Annotated in this window: 17 protein-coding genes; 3 read left to right on the top strand and 14 right to left on the bottom strand. The window is 47.5% G+C overall.

Annotated features, from left to right (window positions below; all coding sequences use genetic code 11):
• Position 1 precedes the first annotated feature (1 nt).
• From AC3RCI_RS06715 to tkt, 4 genes are all read right to left on the bottom strand, one after another.
• Positions 2-634, bottom strand: a complete 633-nt coding sequence (locus AC3RCI_RS06715; protein WP_430201828.1) for a YigZ family protein — start codon at positions 632-634, stop codon at positions 2-4.
• A gap of 167 nt (positions 635-801) precedes the next feature.
• Positions 802-2,157, bottom strand: a complete 1,356-nt coding sequence (locus AC3RCI_RS06710; RefSeq protein WP_095289204.1) for a glucose-6-phosphate isomerase — start codon at positions 2,155-2,157, stop codon at positions 802-804.
• 184 nt (positions 2,158-2,341) lie between these two features.
• Positions 2,342-2,659: a pyrimidine/purine nucleoside phosphorylase gene (ppnP, locus tag AC3RCI_RS06705; protein ID WP_492528115.1), complete on the bottom strand. Its 318-nt coding sequence runs from the start codon at positions 2,657-2,659 to the stop codon at positions 2,342-2,344.
• A 145-nt stretch (positions 2,660-2,804) separates the two neighbouring features.
• Positions 2,805-4,847 carry a transketolase gene (tkt, locus tag AC3RCI_RS06700; protein WP_153977374.1) on the bottom strand — a complete coding sequence of 681 codons (2,043 nt, stop codon included), beginning with the start codon at positions 4,845-4,847 and terminating at the stop codon, positions 2,805-2,807.
• Positions 4,848-5,269: 422 nt separating this feature from the next.
• Between tkt and AC3RCI_RS06695 the strand changes: the two genes are divergently transcribed.
• Positions 5,270-5,755, top strand: a complete 486-nt coding sequence (locus tag AC3RCI_RS06695) for a hypothetical protein (RefSeq protein ID WP_492528113.1) — start codon at positions 5,270-5,272, stop codon at positions 5,753-5,755.
• 71 nt (positions 5,756-5,826) lie between these two features.
• Here AC3RCI_RS06695 and purU read toward each other — a convergent pair whose 3' ends face one another.
• A complete protein-coding gene (gene purU / locus AC3RCI_RS06690; protein ID WP_492528111.1) occupies positions 5,827-6,720 on the bottom strand; it encodes a formyltetrahydrofolate deformylase in 894 nt (297 codons plus the stop codon).
• A gap of 22 nt (positions 6,721-6,742) precedes the next feature.
• Positions 6,743-7,870 (bottom strand): deoxyribonuclease IV, encoded by a 1,128-nt coding sequence (locus AC3RCI_RS06685; protein ID WP_492529820.1) that lies wholly within the window; start codon positions 7,868-7,870, stop codon positions 6,743-6,745.
• Between the two features lie 167 nt (positions 7,871-8,037).
• On the opposite strand from AC3RCI_RS06685, the gene AC3RCI_RS06680 reads away from it, so the two are divergent.
• Positions 8,038-8,508 carry a DUF2621 domain-containing protein gene (locus tag AC3RCI_RS06680; RefSeq protein WP_492528110.1) on the top strand — a complete coding sequence of 157 codons (471 nt, stop codon included), beginning with the start codon at positions 8,038-8,040 and terminating at the stop codon, positions 8,506-8,508.
• Between the two features lie 148 nt (positions 8,509-8,656).
• Complete coding sequence (locus tag AC3RCI_RS06675) at positions 8,657-9,568, top strand: TIGR01777 family oxidoreductase (RefSeq protein ID WP_154892559.1); 912 nt, start codon at positions 8,657-8,659, stop codon at positions 9,566-9,568.
• Here AC3RCI_RS06675 and AC3RCI_RS06670 read toward each other — a convergent pair.
• Genes AC3RCI_RS06670 through AC3RCI_RS06635 form a run of 8 tightly spaced genes read right to left on the bottom strand, consistent with a single transcriptional unit; the run spans position 9,557 to position 17,724 of the window.
• Positions 9,557-11,362, bottom strand: coding sequence for a DUF6382 and FHA domain-containing protein (locus AC3RCI_RS06670; protein ID WP_492528108.1), 1,806 nt, complete (start codon positions 11,360-11,362; stop codon positions 9,557-9,559). The genes AC3RCI_RS06675 and AC3RCI_RS06670 overlap by 12 nt on opposite strands.
• Before the next feature lie 56 nt (positions 11,363-11,418).
• Entirely contained in the window at positions 11,419-11,931 is a 513-nt protein-coding gene (locus AC3RCI_RS06665; RefSeq protein WP_336781511.1) for an A24 family peptidase, read from the bottom strand.
• Between the two features lie 19 nt (positions 11,932-11,950).
• On the bottom strand, positions 11,951-12,982 hold the full coding sequence (locus AC3RCI_RS06660; RefSeq protein ID WP_336781058.1) for a TadE/TadG family type IV pilus assembly protein: 1,032 nt from the start codon (positions 12,980-12,982) through the stop codon (positions 11,951-11,953).
• Between the two features lie 31 nt (positions 12,983-13,013).
• Positions 13,014-15,242: a hypothetical protein gene (locus AC3RCI_RS06655; RefSeq protein ID WP_492528106.1), complete on the bottom strand. Its 2,229-nt coding sequence runs from the start codon at positions 15,240-15,242 to the stop codon at positions 13,014-13,016.
• A complete protein-coding gene (locus AC3RCI_RS06650) occupies positions 15,223-15,897 on the bottom strand; it encodes a TadE/TadG family type IV pilus assembly protein (RefSeq protein WP_492528104.1) in 675 nt (224 codons plus the stop codon). Before AC3RCI_RS06650 ends, AC3RCI_RS06655 begins: the two co-directional genes overlap by 20 nt.
• The gene (locus AC3RCI_RS06645; protein ID WP_095289191.1) at positions 15,881-16,069 is read right to left on the bottom strand and encodes a Flp1 family type IVb pilin; all 189 of its coding nucleotides are present in this window, start codon (positions 16,067-16,069) and stop codon (positions 15,881-15,883) included. The genes AC3RCI_RS06650 and AC3RCI_RS06645 overlap by 17 nt, the downstream gene beginning before the upstream one ends.
• Positions 16,070-16,080: 11 nt before the next feature.
• Positions 16,081-16,950 carry a type II secretion system F family protein gene (locus AC3RCI_RS06640; RefSeq protein WP_127538217.1) on the bottom strand — a complete coding sequence of 290 codons (870 nt, stop codon included), beginning with the start codon at positions 16,948-16,950 and terminating at the stop codon, positions 16,081-16,083.
• Positions 16,951-16,962: 12 nt separating this feature from the next.
• Positions 16,963-17,724 (bottom strand): type II secretion system F family protein, encoded by a 762-nt coding sequence (locus AC3RCI_RS06635; RefSeq protein ID WP_492471644.1) that lies wholly within the window; start codon positions 17,722-17,724, stop codon positions 16,963-16,965.
• Between the last annotated feature and the right edge of the window lie 4 nt (positions 17,725-17,728).

The following is a 17,728-nucleotide window of genomic DNA, read 5'->3' as shown; positions in this document are numbered from 1 at the left end:
TTTATTCCCCTTCAATAAAATAAAGCCGCTGTCCCTCCGTGATCCGGGATTGCCCTTGCGTCAAATCCGTGATCCAGGCGATAAATGCCTCGGTTTCACTATCCGGCGGAAGACAAGTCAACGTAACCTTATCGGTGAATCCAGTTTCACCCATACGGACTTCCCGGCTTCTTAATTCATTTTCCACTTTTCCCAGCCACGTATAATCCAGTTCCACAAACACTTCACGATGAAGCACTTTGGTTATGGCCTCTCCAGCTTCAATAGCTGCTACAGCGCCATCCGTATATGCACGGATTAAACCGCCAGCCCCAAGCATGATTCCCCCAAAATACCGTGTAACCACAATAGCCACATTTTTCAGTTGCTGATTTTTGATGACTTCAAGAATGGGTTTCCCAGCAGTTCCGCTTGGTTCCCCGTCATCGGATTGCTTCTGGATCTCATCTCTTTCCCCTATCATGTAAGCGGAACAGTTATGAGTGGCATTCCAGTGTTTCTTCTTGATTTCATCAATAAAAGCAACTGCTTCTTCTTCCGTTGTAACTGGCATAATATGACCGATGAAACGCGACTTCTTGATGACAATTTCCAGATTGCCCGGTCCTCGAACCGTGCGATAACGTTCAAGCATTTCAATCCAACTTTCCGATTTAATCCATTTTACAAGAAAGCAGTTCCCCGCGCGGACGCGGATGAACTGCCTTGGTTTAAACATCCGGGGATCACTGCATTTACCTCACAATGAAACCCGGGTGTCATTACACATGCTTTATTTAACTATATGAGTCAAACCATGAATTATTCAGAAAGTCTCGCTTCAAGCGCTGCTTTCTCTTCTTCAAAGCCTGGTTTGCCCAGCAATGCGAACATATTTTTCTTGTAAGCTTCTACTCCTGGTTGGTCAAACGGGTTGACGCCCAGCAGATATCCGCTGATGCCGCATGCTTTTTCAAAGAAGTATACCAGATATCCGAAAGAATATGGAGACATATCCGGAATATTCACAATCAGGTTTGGAACTTGGCCATCTGTATGTGCAAGCAGCGTGCCTTGGAACGCTTTTTTGTTGACGAAGTCCATTGTTTTGCCTTCAAGGAAGTTCAGACCATCGAGGTCATCCGGATCAGCTTCGATCGAAATATGCTCGGATACTTCTGCTACCTGAATGACGGTTTCGAAAATGTTCCGGCTTCCTTCCTGGATGAATTGACCCATGGAGTGCAAGTCTGTGGAGAAATCAACAGATGCAGGGTAGATTCCTTTATAATCTTTACCTTCACTCTCTCCGTAAAGCTGTTTCCACCACTCGGATACAAAGTGCAGGGATGGCTCGTAGTTAACGAGGATTTCTGTTCCTTTACCTTTGCGGTACAATGCGTTACGAACAGCTGCATATTGATATGCTTCATTCTCAGCTACATTCGGGTTGCTGTATTCTTTGGATGCGTCAGCTGCACCTTGCATCATTTCTTCAATGTTAATGCCAGCTGTAGCAATCGGCAGCAAGCCTACTGCTGTCAGTACCGAGTAACGTCCACCTACATCATCCGGAATAACGAAAGACTCGTAACCTTCTTCGTTCGCCAGTTTTTTCAGTGCGCCGCGCTCTTTGTCTGTTGTAGCATAGATACGTTTGCGAGCTTCTTCTTTACCGTATTTTTTCTCCAGGGCAGCACGGAAGATACGGAAAGCAATGGCTGGCTCGGTTGTCGTACCGGATTTGGAGATAACGTTCACGGAGAAGTCTTTGCCTTCAACCAGATCCAGCAAGTGAGTTACATATGTGGAGCTAATATTGTTTCCTGCGAAATAGATTTCAGGCGTTTTACGTTTATCTTTTGGCAGGTTGTTATAGAAGGAGTGTGTCAGCATCTCAATCGCTGCACGTGCACCCAGGTATGAACCACCGATACCGATAACGATCAGTACTTCGGAATCACTTTGGATTTTGGCAGCCGCCTTTTGAATGCGGGAGAATTCTTCCTTGTCATAAGCGGTTGGCAGGTCAATCCAGCCCAGGTAATCGGATCCGGTTCCTGTTCCGTTGTGGAGCTGCTCGTGAGCCAGACGAATCGGTTCAGCGAAATAGTCCACTTCATGCTGGTTTACAAATTGCAAGGCAGTGCTGTAATCAAACTTCACTTTTTTTGCCATGATCTAAAAACCTCCTGATATCGGTAGCTTATTTTTCCGTTTTCCATTCAAACAACTTAGCATAAGGATACTTCAAATCCACGGGGCTGACAAGCTTGCAGCTTGAACTTTGTCACTTCAAATTCAAGAAGCAAAAAGGGTAAACCAAACCCGCTGATTGCGGGTTTTGGCTACCCTTCTTGTATTATTCCGCCGGGTACGAGCAGCAGTAGTCGGTAACGCTGCGTATCTCCAGTTTGAATTTGGATTCGGCAGGCACGTGGAACGTAGCTTGACCTTGAATCTCTTGCCAATCATCTTCTCCGGGAAGCAATACTCTCAGATCGCCGGACAGAATCTCCATGATTTCACGGGAATCTGTACCGAACTCATAGCTGCCTGGGAGCATGATGCCCAGAGTCACTTTGCTGCCATCCCCCAAAATAACCGTTCTGCTGGTTACCTGGCCATCATAATAAATGTTGGCCTCTTTTACTACACTGACTTGATCAAACTGTGACATGCGTACCCGCTCCCCCTGAAGTTAATGAAAACAAAAGGCAAAACAGATCAGGATGAATTCTCATCCTTACTCTGCCGGAAATAACTTTGCTGCCACGAACCGAACAAATGAGTCTGTTCGATTCGTAGCAGCGTTTATCAAGCTATTACAGCAATGCTTTTACGCGGCTAACCACGTTATCGACTGTGAAGCCATACTCTTCGATAACACGGTCGCCAGGCGCGGAAGCACCGAATGTGCTGATTCCGAGAATGTCGCCTTGATCGCCAACATATTTCTCCCAGCCCATTGGATAAGCCATTTCAATCGCCAGACGAGCTTTAACATCCGGAAGCAGAACGGACTCTTTGTAAGCTTTGTCCTGTTTCTCGAACAGATCCCAGCTCGGCATGCTGATTACGCGAACTTGGATACCTTGTTCAGCCAGTGCAGCTTGAGCTTTGACAGCCAATTGCACTTCGGAACCTGTAGCGATAATTTGTGCTACTGGTTTGCCGTCTTTTGCATCCGAAACAACATATGCACCGCGTTTAACGTTCTCACGGGAGCCTTCTACTGTTCCTTCCAGGATCGGCAAGTTTTGACGAGTGAGTACGAGTGCTACCGGGTTGTTCTTGTTCTCAAGCGCATAAGCCCATGCAGCAGATGTCTCATTACCGTCAGCCGGACGAATTACTGTCAGGTTAGGAATGATACGCAGGGACGCAAGTTGCTCAATTGGCTCGTGAGTAGGACCATCTTCACCAACAGCGATACTGTCGTGAGTCAGAACGTATGTCACAGGCAGACCCATCAGGGCAGCCAGACGAACAGCCGGACGCAGGTAGTCAGTGAACACGAAGAATGTACCACCGAATACTTTCACACCGCTGTGCAGTGCCATACCGTTCATTGCTCCAGCCATACCGAATTCACGGATACCGAAGTAGATGTTGCGGCCAGAGTAATCTTCTGGTGCAAAGTTTGCAATGTTGTTCAGGTGTGTCATTGTGGAGCTTTCCAAGTCAGCAGATCCACCAGTCAGATGTGGCACGTTGTGCGCCAAACCGTTCAGTGCATTACCGGAAGCAACACGAGTGGAAAGAGCCTTGTCTGTTGCAGCATATTTAGGCAGATCGCGATCCCAACCTTCTGGAAGGTCACCGTTGATTGCTGTTTCGAACTGAGCTGCCAGCTCAGGGAATGCTTTTTTGTACTCGGCGAATTTCTCGTCCCAAGCCTTGTTTGCGGAGATACCACGATCTTTGACTTGTGCAAAGTGATCGCGAACTTCAGCTGGTACGTGGAAATCTTCCTCGTAAACCCATTTGTAAAATTCTTTGGTCAGTTTCGCTTCGTCAGCACCCAGTGGGGAACCGTGAGTACCGCCGTGGCCGCCTTTACCTTGTTTGTTCGGGCTACCATAACCGATAACAGTTTTCACTTCGATCAGTGTAGGACGCAGTGTATCTGCTTGTCCTTCCTGGATTGCTTTTTCGATTGCAGGCAGATCGTTACCATCTTCTACGCGCAGCACTTGCCAGCCATAAGCTTCGAAGCGTTTTGCGATGCTTTCGGAAGAAGACAGGTTCAACTCACCATCAAGCGTGATGTCGTTGGAGTCGAACAGCATGATCAGTTTACCCAGGTGCAGACGTCCGGCAAGGGAAGCTGCTTCGTGGGATACGCCTTCCATGAGGTCACCGTCACCACAGATTGCGTAAGTGTAGTGGTCGATTACGTTGAATTTATCCTTGTTGTATGTCGCGCCCAGTTGTGCTTCAGCCATAGCCATACCTACAGCCATTGCAATACCTTGACCCAGTGGGCCAGTCGTAGCATCAACACCTGCAGTATGTCCGAATTCCGGGTGACCCGGAGTTTTGCTTCCCCATTGGCGGAATTGTTTCAATTCTTCCATAGGAAGATCGTAGCCGCTCAGGTGCAGCAAGCTGTACAGCAACATGGAACCATGTCCTGCAGACAGCACAAAACGGTCCCGGTTAACCCAAGTTGGGTGGTCCGGGTTATGTGTCATCGTTTTTGCAAAAAGTTGGTACCCCATTGGAGCAGAGCCCATAGGCATTCCCGGGTGTCCCGATTTTGCTTTCTCGATTGCATCAATTGCCAGAGTACGTACAGTTGTAATCGACAGGTTGTCGATTGTGTTGTTCTCGTCCTTTTGAATCGCTTCGTTCTTGTCAGTCATGGTTTGTCCTCCTCATGTCTTTAGATAAGTCGGGTGCGCAAGCGAATCCCTCTCATCATACAAGCAAACCGTATATAACAATAAGTGAATCCGCTTGAATGTTTCATTTTGACTTATTCACTTTTGTATTGTATCACTTGGCGTGAAGCTTTTCCATAACCTTCTTTTAGAAGTTCCGGAAAATTCGGTTGTTTGTGGGTGAGGCGGGTTTATTCCAGCGCAGAATAAAAGGTGTTCGGTAGAGCATCTAAGCCCATGTCCGGCTTGGCAAGCCTCGCTAATCCATCGGATGAAGTATAACCTTTAACCGGAAAACCATACACTTTTTGCAGCTCGAAGTTTTTTTCATATGGTATCGTTCAAGTTTCTGATTCGAAATCCCTACGGCTGTGTTACTCTCAGAAAGAAAGGAGGCTTGCCGCATGACAGGACCACAAGCTATACAGCCAAAGTCGTCAAATCATCCATTACCCTGGATTGCAGGGACGTTAACAGGCATCATCACCGGTTTATTTCTTGGCTTTTTTCTTAAAGTGGTTCAGGCTTACACGGGTGAAAAGGTGTATACCCTGCTGCTGAATGTTGATTTTGTGCCCTGGCTTCCGCCCATTTTGCCTGAATGGTTCGAATTTACACTCCATCTTCTTGTTTCTGTAATCATCGGCCTCTTCTACTTCTGGTGGATTCAACGTTCCGATTTCCCCTTGGTTAAAGGCGTTTTGCTCGGTGCATTCTCTTCCCTGCTGTACATTCCGCTCTCTCTGTTATCTGTACGAGTTCCAGGCTTATTGGATTTCAAGGCCATATCGCTTTGGATTATCGGACACCTTCTATTTGGTATTCTCCTTGGCGTCTGCGGACGGATATGGAAACGACAAAAAGGCGATTCCCATTCAGCTCGCAAATAGGAAGTCGCCTTTCTTATCTTGGCCGATTCACATGGTCCCGAATCAACCTTGCACAGTATTAAAGCATCGAGCTAAAATACAACCGTTTTGTTTTCGTGAACCAGAATCCGGTCCTCAACATGCCACTTAACCGCACGTGCAAGTACAACGCGCTCAATGGTACGTCCGATCCGTTTCAATTCGGTCACATCATCTCCATGGCTTACACGCTGAACGTCCTGCTCGATAATCGGCCCGCCATCCAGTTCTTCGGTCACATAATGCGCTGTTGCTCCGATAATTTTAACACCACGATTGTACGCCTGAGCATACGGTTTACCACCTACAAAAGCCGGAAGGAAGGAATGGTGGATATTAATAATCCGGTTGCGGTAATGTTCGATGAACATTGGAGAGATAATCTGCATATAACGCGCAAGAATAATGACATCAATATCGTTACCGATGACGTCCAGCTGACGCTGCTCCGCTTCCTTTTTCGTATCAGCCGTCACCGGAATATGATGATAAGGAATGCCGAATGATTCCACGTAATCCTTCATATCCAGATGATTGCTTACCACGAGAGCGATATCAGCATCTAGGTCACCGGCTTGCCATTGCCACAGCAATTCAACCAGACAGTGATCTTCCTTGGATACAAAGATAGCGAGTTTCTTCTTGCGGCTTACCGCAGAGAGAGACCACTCCATCTTGAAGCGTTCGGCCACTTCCGCAAAATCAGCTTCCAGCTTGGCGAGACTCGCTGTCAGTTCCAGAAGATCGAATTCAATACGCATAAAAAACATGCCGCCAGCCGGGTCCATGGTGTACTGGTCAGACTGAACGATGTTTGCACCATGCTGGTGCAGGAAATGCGATACGGCAGCTACAATTCCCGGACCATCCGGACAGGAAATAAGCATCCGCGCCCGATCGGCGCGGTTTTTGGAATCAGGACGTGCTTGTTTTGCATGAATCTCCATCGGGCTATTCTTCCTCCTTCAATTATGCCGTGACCAGCAGTTCTTTTCCTGCAAGCCAGGCGATCAAACGTTGATTCACTTGCTCTTCGTTCAAATGCGGGAACAACGCTGCTTCCGCTACCAGATCATACAACCGCTCCAGCGGTTCACGCGGATCAGCCTTTTTGGCTTTTGCATCATTCTTGAGCAGCGTCCAAACGTCGAGAATATAGGAACGCGAGTCAATCTCTTTCCCTTGGAAGAAGTGCTGCAGCTGCTCCACCTCTGTCAGGAATTCCGGACCAAACCGGCCACTCACATCTCCACGAAGCAATGCAATTTCCACCTCGTACATTGGGCGTTGTGTCTTGGCTTCCTTCCCGATCCAAGGTGTCTCCAGAATAAATGGACGTCCTTGAAGCGCCTCGTGATGAACGATGCGGTTAATCGCTTCAAAACCAATCCAGCCGGAACCAATCGGTGTATGACGGTCCTTACGTGCACCTACTGCATTCTTACTATCATTAATATGCATTACGGTAATGCGGTCAAGCCCTACCGTGCGATCAAACTGCTCAAGTACACCATCCAGATCATTCACAATATCATAGCCTGCATCATGAATATGGCATGTATCCATACATACGGCGAGACGTTCGTTGTGCGTAACCTTCTCCATGATCTGTGCGATCTCTTCGAAGCTGCGACCCATTTCGGTCCCTTTTCCAGCCATTGTTTCAAGAGCAATCTTTACATCGGTCTCTTTGACACCGTCGAGCACTTCATTGAGCCCTTCGGCAATTCGTCCAATACCATAATGAGCATCCTTATCCGTAAAGGCGCCGGGATGCAGCACAATATTTTTGACACCAATGGCATGCGTGCGGCGAATTTCTTCCTGAAGGAAGCTTACAGCCAGTTCATACGTGTTTTCTTTGTAGGAACCAAGGTTAATAATGTATGGCGCATGGACAACAATATCTTCCATTCCGCCCTCTTGCATGGCAAGCTTGCCTTCCTCGATATACATGGACTCAATAGGCTTGCGGCGCGTATTCTGCGGTGCACCCGTATATATCATAAACGAACTGGAACCGTACGAGGACGCTTCCTTCGTTGCACTCAATAATCCCTTGTCCGAAAAGGACACATGGGAGCCGATTTTCAGCATCATTGATCCCCCTTTTTCTGAATTATCCCTTATTCTAACGCGATTATCGAAATAAATCTAGAAATGCGCTATAATTCGGGTTACAGGCTATTTTTTACAGCTAATTTGGAACATGGTGGGCGGAATCCGTCTTTCCGTGAAAATCAATGAACCGAGGTGACTCCGCAATGATTTTCGGCTCCTACGCTATGACGTTAGTCAGCAGTTCCCCCAGCAATTGGTTTATGAATACGATCGCATTCTGGACATTTCTTTTGCTTGGCAGCATGTGTATCGGTGGATTTTTTATGATGCGCAAGTTTTTGAAAGTGCTCCCAAAAGCGGATGGAAAATCCAAACTGGATTGGCAAAATTATTGGGTCGAAACAAGCCGCCACCTGTGGACGGACGAAGCCAAGGCTTTTCTGGATCAACTCCTAGAGCCTGTACCCGGTCCGTTTCGCGATATCGCCAAACATTCAATTGCAGCAGAGATTGGTAAAATTGCTGTTGAAAACAAGGCAACCGAGGTGTCCCGAGATCACTGCATCAAAGGATACATTATAGCCACACCGAAGCGTGATAATAAGTTTTTGGTCAAATTTTTGGAGAAAAACCAAATTGATTACTCGCCTTATAAACATCTGATGAATAAATAAAAGAAGTTTCCATTGTGGACGGAATCGCATACTCATCTCCAACACACAAGCTCCATCAGGTAAGTCATTCGCAGACAGGCATTGCTTACCGCCGGGGCTGTTTGTTGATCCGCCATATATGAAATTCACAATACAGGAGGGCTGAAGCATGAAAATTGCCATATGTGGAGGAACAGGATTTGTGGGAAGTGCACTCGTAGATTACTGGCTGCAAGCAGGTCATCAGGTTCAGATTATCACGCGCAAACTGCCTGATCTTCATGATCCCGGTGAACGCCTTACATATATATCTTGGGAACAGCTTGAAGAAAGACCTCATCTACTGGAAGGTTTGGATGCTCTGGTGAACCTTGCCGGGGAAACGCTGAATCAGCGCTGGACGACCAAGGCCAAGCTGGAAATTGTGGAATCGAGGGTAACGACAGTATCCAAGGTAGCCCGGCTGCTGGCTAAACTTGAACATAAACCGGAGGTTGTCGTGCAGGCATCCGCCATGGCTATATACGGAACCTCTCCGTCGGAGACATTTGATGAAAGTTCCCCGCAAAAATCAATGAACTTTCCGTCCCGGGTTGCCGAACAATGGGAGATTGCTGCAGATGCAATCCAGGATGTGAGACTTGTCAAAATTCGTGTCAGCCTCGTACTTGGTCATAAAAGAGGAGCCTTTCCGTTAATGAAGCTGCCATATATGCTTGGCGTAGGCGGCAAAATTGGAAGTGGTAAACAGTGGACGACTTGGATACACATCTTGGATATTGTAAGGCTTATTGATTTTACGATTCACAATAAGGAAATCTCGGGTCCGGTGAACGCATCCGCTCCGAACCCCGTGACCAATGACGAGTTTGGACGCACAGTTGGCAAGGTCTATCATCGTCCTCACTGGTTCCCGGTCCCCGGTTTCCTGATTAAAGCAGTGGTTGGAGAACTCTCTGTTGTATTGCTCCAGGGGCAGCGTGTCATTCCGCAGAAGGCTCTGGATTACGGGTTCCAATTTACATTCCCAACCTTAACCGATGCCCTGGAAGATTTGAAGCATCGCGGATTATCCGACTGAACGGTAGGTATAGACGGATTCTGCCAGCATGAAGGTATCTCCGTCTTCCAGTGGATATTCTTTATAGGGTGCAAGAGGCTTACCCTGCAGTAAGGTGCCATTCACAGAACCCAGATCCTTAATGACATAGCCCGATTTGTTCCTGCTCAATTCCACATGAGCACGGGACACACCGGTTGTTGAATCCACCCATTGAACCATCTCTGCCGATCGGCCGATAACAAAAGAAGCTCCCTGCACATCCATCCGCTCATTCCGGTTACTTGCCCCTAATCGGCGTTCCAGATAAAAGGATGGCGTTACTGGACCGACGCCCTTTGCTGGTTCCCCAGTCATACTTTGCAGATTTACTGTTGCCTCCGTTCCAGATTCAGTCCGTATCAGCTCAGACGTTGGAGCAGTAATATGATCGAACTGTTGTTGGATCATGATTGATGATTCTGATTCTGGTTCGGTATGTAATTGTTGAAAGCGCGAATTCAGAGTTGTACTGGCAATACTCGCATATCCCTGTGCAGGTGGGTTATTGTCAGTCTTCAGCTCTGATTGGTTCCAGCGCCAGCTCTCCTGATATAGTTCTTCTGATTCCTCTTCATTTTTAGTTCGGTTATGACCTAAATTAAGAAATGAAGCTTGGTTAATCCTTCTGAGCCCTGCCGCTTTGGATATACCGAATTTCCCTTTGCTAATCCAGGCCCAGCCTGCAACCGCAAGTAAGGCGACACTTAGAACGATGGATATTATCATAGGTGTCTGACCGGGCTGCTCCATATAAGCGAATCTCCATACCAGGGCTATACCGACCATGCAAATAAGAATAATATTCGTCACTTTCGACGTTCCCGTCTTTTGTTCCATTTCCAGGTTCTCATCAAATGAAGCTTCGTTAGAATTGTTCACCGCTGGATCGGTTCTGTCTGTAAAAGGAGACGAGCCTTCTCTAGAAGGACGTGTGCTCAGGAAGTTTGGACTAAACCTGTTACTGTTTGATCCTTCCTGCTCCAATACTTGATCCGGCTGTTGACGAGAATTGGAGTACGTTTCAGCCCGCATTTTGTCTTGGTCAGGCTTCGATCGGTCATGTTGTCTATGCAATCGTGGCAATTGTGCAAACTCAGGTTCAGATTGAACATAAGCAGAACGTTCGTTCATATTCCCATTCTCTCTTGATTCGTTCACACGAGAAGACAAAAATGTAGAGCTGCCTGGCCCCACCTGTTCATCCGCGTAGAGTTCCAGTAACAATTCCCGCAGCTGTCCAACATCCCACCGTTCGTTATCACATAGCTGCAGAACCCGCTGAATGCCTTCACCCTGCAACTCCTGCACATGAGCCATCAGCCGGATGACCAGTTCACGGAATTGCGCCGGAGTCGGATCCACTACCACAGAATCCTGAATCGGTACATAAACCATGCCCAGCTCACCTTGTTCCAGTGAACCTTTTACAAATATGCTCTCTTCCTGCAGCATCAGCTTACGGGGTTCGAGCATGTATTGACGGCATTCCGTGAAGGTGTCTGCGAGCTGAAACAATAGACCGTACAGCACACGCAGTTTAATTTTGCCTGCCTTTAGGAACTGGGATAACATTTTATACCCGGAAATATCATATTGAAGAGTAACGTTGCGATCCATCTCACGAATGTGGAGCGGAAGCAGGCGAGGAATATCATTGGAGGACATCATCCCCGTCTGTACACGGCTTAATTCGTCCATCCGTAATCCTTCGGCTTTTTCCAGAACCATAAATGCTCCGCCGTTCCGTATAAAATCTTTCGTTAATCCATGCATGCCAATCCTCTCTTTCCGGTGTAAATTCAACTTCTACTTTCTTTTCTTGAATCAATCTATGAAATCATATAAACATAGGCACTGATAAAGCCTGGCAATACAGCCAGCATGAACGGGAACTTGAGCGTTTTCTCCTTGCTGACCAGTTTGAGTGAACCGAGCATGAAAAAGCCTGCAAGCCCACCGGCCATGTTACGAATCCGTTTGGCTGAATCCCTTCGGAACAACAGAATAATTAAGCCGATTGCCCCGGCATATAGAACGGAATACACAACAACGTGAATTCCAAAAGAAATGCCCGTCCATGCTCCAATCCCGCCAAACAATTTTACATCTCCAGCTCCTACTGCTCCGATCGCGTACATCACCAACAAAATGCCAAAACAGGCTGCAAACCCCGCGGCAGAGAAGATCAAGCCTTCCCATCCATCCCATACCCCGTGGGCCAGCACACCTAAAACGGTTACAGGCAAGGTCAGCAGATTCGGAATTTTCATGGACCGCACATCGGTTACAAAGGCAGTCACCACGTATAGGCCACAGGCTGCAATGAACCATTCCACCCCCATCACTCCTCTATCCATATCACTATTTTCTCGATGCTACATTAAACTCAGTTGTTATATCACTGCCATCCGCGGTTTCCACTACAAATGTCCAGGTCCCTTCCGTCGTACGAGTACCTACAAACCAGTTCCACTCAATTACGCCATTCTCATCCGCTGTAGCCCAGCCAATATGTTTCGCTGTACTTTCTCCCGACTTATAAAATATCGTTAGGTTTGCAGTGGCCCCTGGTTCCACCTGAACCTTGATTGTTGCATTATTCCCTATGTAAGCAGGCTCTGGCTTAGATAACACGGTTATTGAACCTGCAGCGTCTCCATCGCCATTATTACTATTAGAACCTTCTCCCGTATCTCCGATCCATACGCGCTCAGCGGCAGCAGCCTGAATCCGTAATGGTTTGCCGAGGAAAGGCACTTTAATCGGCAGTTCGTAACTGAGCTCCAGCCTGAAATACGGATTTGTTTTGTTCTTGAGATCAGGCACAGATATCCCGTTAACATGTATACGCTCCATGTCCAGCAATTCCGGATCTATAAAAGGTTGAAGCATGGGTTTTACAGCTGGATCAAGTACAGTCTCGATAACCGAAGTCTTAATCTCCTGCAAAGGCTGCTCCCCACTGGCTGCAGCCGCACGCACCCAATTGCTTAACGGATCCGGCAGAGCCGAGGCATACTCTTCAGCCCATTCCGTTAAAGACAACTCCGGTATGCTCCAGCCGCTTCCCTTCTCTCCACCACCAGCGGAATCCGATGGAGTGAAGACAAGCGAAACTGGATAGATCTTGGTGGAGAGCTGCTTTACGGCTTCACCCGCTGTACTTTGTAGGGCTGTCGAGATCAGTGTCATTTGTACGATGTAGACAAGGAACATGACAAAGAACAGAAACACAGGCAGAACGAGCGAAGCTTCCAATACGATGCTTCCCTGTTCCTTTTTTGAGGAGCTTGCCTGCTCCGGCAGAGATTTCAATTGTTCCATTTTGCGCAACCGTGTTAATCGAAGCAGCCATCGCGCATATTCTTTTTGGTCTAGCTCCTGCTTCTCCATAATCCCTCCACCTGAAAAGGTACGGCTTGATTCAATAGGAATAATCCGTCCTCCGGTCTATGAATAATCGCCCATCTTCAACCTGGTCTTCATTCCCCATAACTGCACCTATACTTTTGATCACCCCTGGCAAAAACCATAACTTTACACTGCTGCGTATGTTCCCTGATGCATACGTTTGTTTTTCATCGGGATTAACGCCCGTATTCAGCCGAATTAATGCCAGCATTCTGGACATTTTACGTTCATTGTTACTGTGCATTAAAAGGAATAGTCTTAGATGGTCCCTGTATGTAAACTTAACCTTGATATATTTGGACAACTCCACACTGCCCTCTTTGGATAGCTTCACCATATCCGCTATGGCGTGAGTAATCCCGTATAAAATTGCAGCCGACAACACCAGAAGGGGATTACCGAGTTTACTGTTCTCAATTAATCCTTCTGCGGTTCGAATCGCCAAACGCATACCAAATATTTCTGCATATGCAGCCGCAATGTTGCCTGAAGGATTGTGAAACCCGTAAATGATATATTCCAGCTCCTGATTCTCCAGTTTGAAGACCTCACTCGAATCCCCGCTCCCCTCAGTCCAATCGAGCAGCTGTCCAAAATCCATCGAATTGAAATAAGCGATTGCGTATTCATTCTGGAATAATTCATCCCCTAGACTATCCAGCAGGCCAGACATCCCGCCAAATAAACTGTCCATTCCATTCATGGCGTCACCGCCTGAATCGTAAGGATCGCCTGCAATTTCCGCCTTTTTGGCCTCCTCCCGGCTAGCCTGGTTAAATGCAATGTTGGCATTATAATATTGCTCCAACTGCTTGAATGCTTCCGTTGATCCGGAATGTCCATTTTCGATCTGTGACAATATGCGCTTTATGTCCTTTAATTTTGCCTTGGACTCCTTGTCGTTGTCCTTGCGCTGCGCATCAGATCCCCGACCTTCCTCAAGCAGCTGTTTGCTCTGAAGAATGACATTGGAGGCACCACTTCGTACATAAGAGTCCATGTATCGTTCTGTGACCTGACTTGCCTGTCTCACAGCAGGCTTCACAGGCACACCGCTCTGACCCGTCACATTGCGAAGCTGTGTATTCAGCTCAAGGCTGTCTTTTCTAACCTGATTAAAGTCTGAGGTTTGGGAGCGGATATGTTCTTTTAACTTATCAAACAATGAATCGGCTCTCACCAACTCAGAGGCAAGTGAACGTGTATCTTTGGCTTCGCTGCCTGATCCCGTAGATGGTGGACTCTGCCCAGGGAGGTTTGAATTCCCGACTTTTTCATAACTCGCATTCTGGGAACGGTTCTCCCCTTCAGCGATAACACGCTTCATTTCCTCGTTAAGATTACGCGCTTCATCAATCAGAGTCTGGGCTGCCTCGAGCTTCATCTGATGCGCCTGTTGTGCCGGCTGCAGAACCATACTTATACCGGTAACCACATTACCAACACCTGTCCGGTAACGAGCCAGCTCCAGGATATACTGCTGCTGGTTGAATGGTAGTCCTTCGTCTGCTTGTTTCTTGCTTAGATAATCCGTATAACGTGCTGCGATCTCGGCAGCAGTCTCCGGCGTTTCTTCCATCATTTCATCGTAAATGGCAGGTGAGGGAGGGCTCATGATCAGAGCAGGGAGATCTTTCAATGTATTGGCTGAATTGGTCTGATTGGCTATCGCCTCATCCAGCAAATCCTCACGCTTGTCATATAGTTTCTGCAATTTCTTGAGCAAGTCTACGGTATGCGCGGCTTCTTTCATCTCCTCTGACATTGGCTTGAAGCGATTGACCACCTCTAACGTAAAATCAACCGGAGCCCGATATTTCATGTCCTCCTGAATCTGGCGATTGAAGATATCATACCTGCCCAATTCCCGCTCCATGCTCAGAGTGCTTGTATCCCACTGTATATCCAGAATGGGGAATCCATCCTTCACAGCCGATGGCTTCACACTATCATTCAGTACCTTGGCCATAATGGCTTCACCACTACTGTCTCCATAACCAAACAACCCATATTCCCGGAGTGACGTGTCGTATGCAGACATTACCGATCTTAACGCTGCATGAGCCATGCGTTCTGATTGAACTTTGAAGGCTGCTATCCGGGCGTAATCAATGAATACGGCGACAAACATATAGATTCCCGCCAGGATTAAGATCATGAACAGGGTCACAGCACCTGATTCACCGTCTTTGTTTCTGAACAGCGCTGCTCTCCTCCTCTCTCTACTTTTTGGTTTTTCCAAAATGCTGCAGGACCTGTCCTGCTTCAGCTGCTGTACCGGTTGCCTCGCCGCCTTTCCCTTTGAATTTGGCAGCATAATAACGGACCAGATCCACCGTTCGGATAAATTCCGCCGGCTCGACAACCGCTGATGAACCTTGCGTCAGAACACGGTCACCCGAATCAAACAAAAAAGAAGGAAGAGGCAAAGAAATAACCTGCTCCAGCTTGGTCGTAACTTTTCGCTGTATCAAGGAGTTCTGATACTCAATCGTTCCACGCATCCCACCTGGCATGTTCTGAACGGCTTGGGATAGCTTCTGTTCAGTCAGACTCCCGCCTTTACTAGCAGGCACGGGAACACTAATCTGATTATCCGCACCAGCCCAGCCAAACAGAGCTCCGAGCAATCGGTCATCCGTCAATCTCCAGTAGAGATTGTCATGTTCATCTGCCGCTACTTCACCTGTCATGGCCTGCTTGTGACTGTTATCCCAACTGTAGGCGGCTCGTTCCGATGCTGCATAGGCATGCTGGTTCAAAAAGGTTTTTTGATACATGTACATCGTGAAAAACAGAATTAACACGAGAATAAACAGCATTACCGGGAAGACCAGGGAAGCCTCAATCGTGAAGCTTCCATCTTCCCTTTTGAATCGTTTACTCAAAGAATTCATCACTCTTCTTGCTAACTTGACCAAGTAAACGAGTTACCAAGGTTTTAATTTGATCTTTGAAAATCAAGGCAATAATAATGATGACGCCAATAATCAGAATCAGCTCCAGCGTACCCAGACCGTCCTCTTCGTTCCAAAATGTACTTGCTTTGCTTTTCAATATCTCCTGCATTTCCATTCCTCCTACATATTCATCATCATAAAAGCAGGTGCTCCGATCATAACCACAATCGTAAAAAAGATCAGAACCATCGGAAACACCAGTTTGGAAGATGCCTGTTCTCCCTTTGCCCGACTGACAGCCTTGCGTTTCTCCCACAACACATGGGACAGATCCCGCAGTGCGAGTACAAAGTCACCTCCCCCACGGCGGAAATTCAGCAGGACTGTCGTCGTAAAAATCGTAACTTCCTGCACACCACAGCGGCGGCTGAACTGTTCAAACGACTGTTGAAAAGAGTACCCGTTATTCCAATCACCGACCGTCTTCCGCAGCTCGTTGTAGAGCGGATGGTCTCGCTCTCCCTGACTTGCAACACAGTGAACGATAGCCCTTTGTACGGTTTCCCCTGCCCCAACAAGCAGGACAATCCGGTTTAACAGCTCGGGCAGCTCCATAAGAATATCCTGGTCTCTTCGCTGTACCTTGGTATGAAGATCTTTATAGAGTGCAAAAGGCAGTGCAACCGCTAGGGCAAGCCCGCCTAACAGACCTCCATTTCCGATATCGCCAACGAGTGATAACAGACAGCCCACAAGCAGCATCAGCCAGGCATACGTCAGCATTTCAGCACTATAGAGCATCGTTTTCTCTCCGCTGTGCTGTATGCCGTGCATTTTCTGGATAGCATGCTGCATGCGGTACATCAGCACAGGCAATCTTCGGCCTACCTCGTATCTGTCCAGTAAAAACAGAAAGGGTCCATGCAGTTTTTTCAGACGTAAACCTTCCATATGAAGTTTGCGCAGATGGCGGTAGGTATGTCCTCGCGTACGATCCAGGACCAGCCACCCTGCTCCGAGCACCCCTCCGAATATAACGGGAAGCAGCATCGAATCAGCTCCTTATACTTTGATATCCATAATGCGTGTAATCCACAGATAACAGCAGGCGAGCACTACCAAAGCCATGCTGGAGATCAGATATCCCATACCGCTATACAGTGGTTCCATGAAATCCTTGGCCGTCAAATTCAAAAAAATAAGAAAAATAAAAGGCGCGGCAAACATTGCCTTGGACTCAAACCTTTTCTGTGCCACAGCGACCATGATATCCTGCTGGATGTCCAGCTTCTCGCCAATCACAGCAGAGGTTCGGCGAACCACCTCGACCAGGTCTCCACCCGTCCGCTTGCACGTGATGAATACATCTGCAAAATTCGTTATATCCTCGATGCCAGCCCGGTCAGAAAAGTCCTGCAGCGCCTCCTCAATCGGTTGACCATATTCCATTCTTGTCCGCAAAATAGTGAACTCCCGAATGAGATCGGTATCCGCTTCAGGATTGAGCATTCGCAGATCTTCTACCGATTCCTTAAATCCATTCTCCACGGATTTCCCCGCAGCCAGTGCGGAGGATAACGCATATAACGCTTGTTTAAAATGTAAACTCAGTGTCATTCTTCTTCGTTCCAGCAGTACCTTTGTCCAGTGCTTTGGCACCCAGATGCATCCCGCAGCCAAGATCACCCCTGCCAGCCAGTGGTGATAGAACAACATACCGACACCGAAAAATAGCAGTCCACTAATCAGCATGCAGACGGTTCGCTGTCTACCGGATAACGTGTATACGGTATAATCCGTTAACACCTGCCTGGAATCACCCAACCTA

The sequence above is a fragment of the Paenibacillus sp. MT124 genome (assembly GCF_058792755.1).
This window is presented reverse-complemented; position numbering and strand designations above follow the sequence as displayed.

Excerpts from the sequence above, each read along its gene's own strand:
- AC3RCI_RS06715 (WP_430201828.1), bottom strand. The coding sequence starts at position 634 with ATGCTTGAACGTTATCGCACGGTTCGAGGACCGGGCAATCTGGAAATT.
- AC3RCI_RS06710 (WP_095289204.1), bottom strand. The coding sequence starts at position 2,157 with ATGGCAAAAAAAGTGAAGTTTGATTACAGCACTGCCTTGCAATTTGTA.
- ppnP (WP_492528115.1), bottom strand. The coding sequence starts at position 2,659 with ATGTCACAGTTTGATCAAGTCAGTGTAGTAAAAGAGGCCAACATTTAT.
- tkt (WP_153977374.1), bottom strand. The coding sequence starts at position 4,847 with ATGACTGACAAGAACGAAGCGATTCAAAAGGACGAGAACAACACAATC.
- AC3RCI_RS06695 (WP_492528113.1), top strand. The coding sequence starts at position 5,270 with ATGACAGGACCACAAGCTATACAGCCAAAGTCGTCAAATCATCCATTA.
- purU (WP_492528111.1), bottom strand. The coding sequence starts at position 6,720 with ATGGAGATTCATGCAAAACAAGCACGTCCTGATTCCAAAAACCGCGCC.
- AC3RCI_RS06685 (WP_492529820.1), bottom strand. The coding sequence starts at position 7,870 with ATGCTGAAAATCGGCTCCCATGTGTCCTTTTCGGACAAGGGATTATTG.
- AC3RCI_RS06680 (WP_492528110.1), top strand. The coding sequence starts at position 8,038 with ATGATTTTCGGCTCCTACGCTATGACGTTAGTCAGCAGTTCCCCCAGC.
- AC3RCI_RS06675 (WP_154892559.1), top strand. The coding sequence starts at position 8,657 with ATGAAAATTGCCATATGTGGAGGAACAGGATTTGTGGGAAGTGCACTC.
- AC3RCI_RS06670 (WP_492528108.1), bottom strand. The coding sequence starts at position 11,362 with ATGCATGGATTAACGAAAGATTTTATACGGAACGGCGGAGCATTTATG.
- AC3RCI_RS06665 (WP_336781511.1), bottom strand. The coding sequence starts at position 11,931 with ATGGGGGTGGAATGGTTCATTGCAGCCTGTGGCCTATACGTGGTGACT.
- AC3RCI_RS06660 (WP_336781058.1), bottom strand. The coding sequence starts at position 12,982 with ATGGAGAAGCAGGAGCTAGACCAAAAAGAATATGCGCGATGGCTGCTT.
- AC3RCI_RS06650 (WP_492528104.1), bottom strand. The coding sequence starts at position 15,897 with ATGAATTCTTTGAGTAAACGATTCAAAAGGGAAGATGGAAGCTTCACG.
- AC3RCI_RS06645 (WP_095289191.1), bottom strand. The coding sequence starts at position 16,069 with ATGCAGGAGATATTGAAAAGCAAAGCAAGTACATTTTGGAACGAAGAG.
- AC3RCI_RS06640 (WP_127538217.1), bottom strand. The coding sequence starts at position 16,950 with ATGCTGCTTCCCGTTATATTCGGAGGGGTGCTCGGAGCAGGGTGGCTG.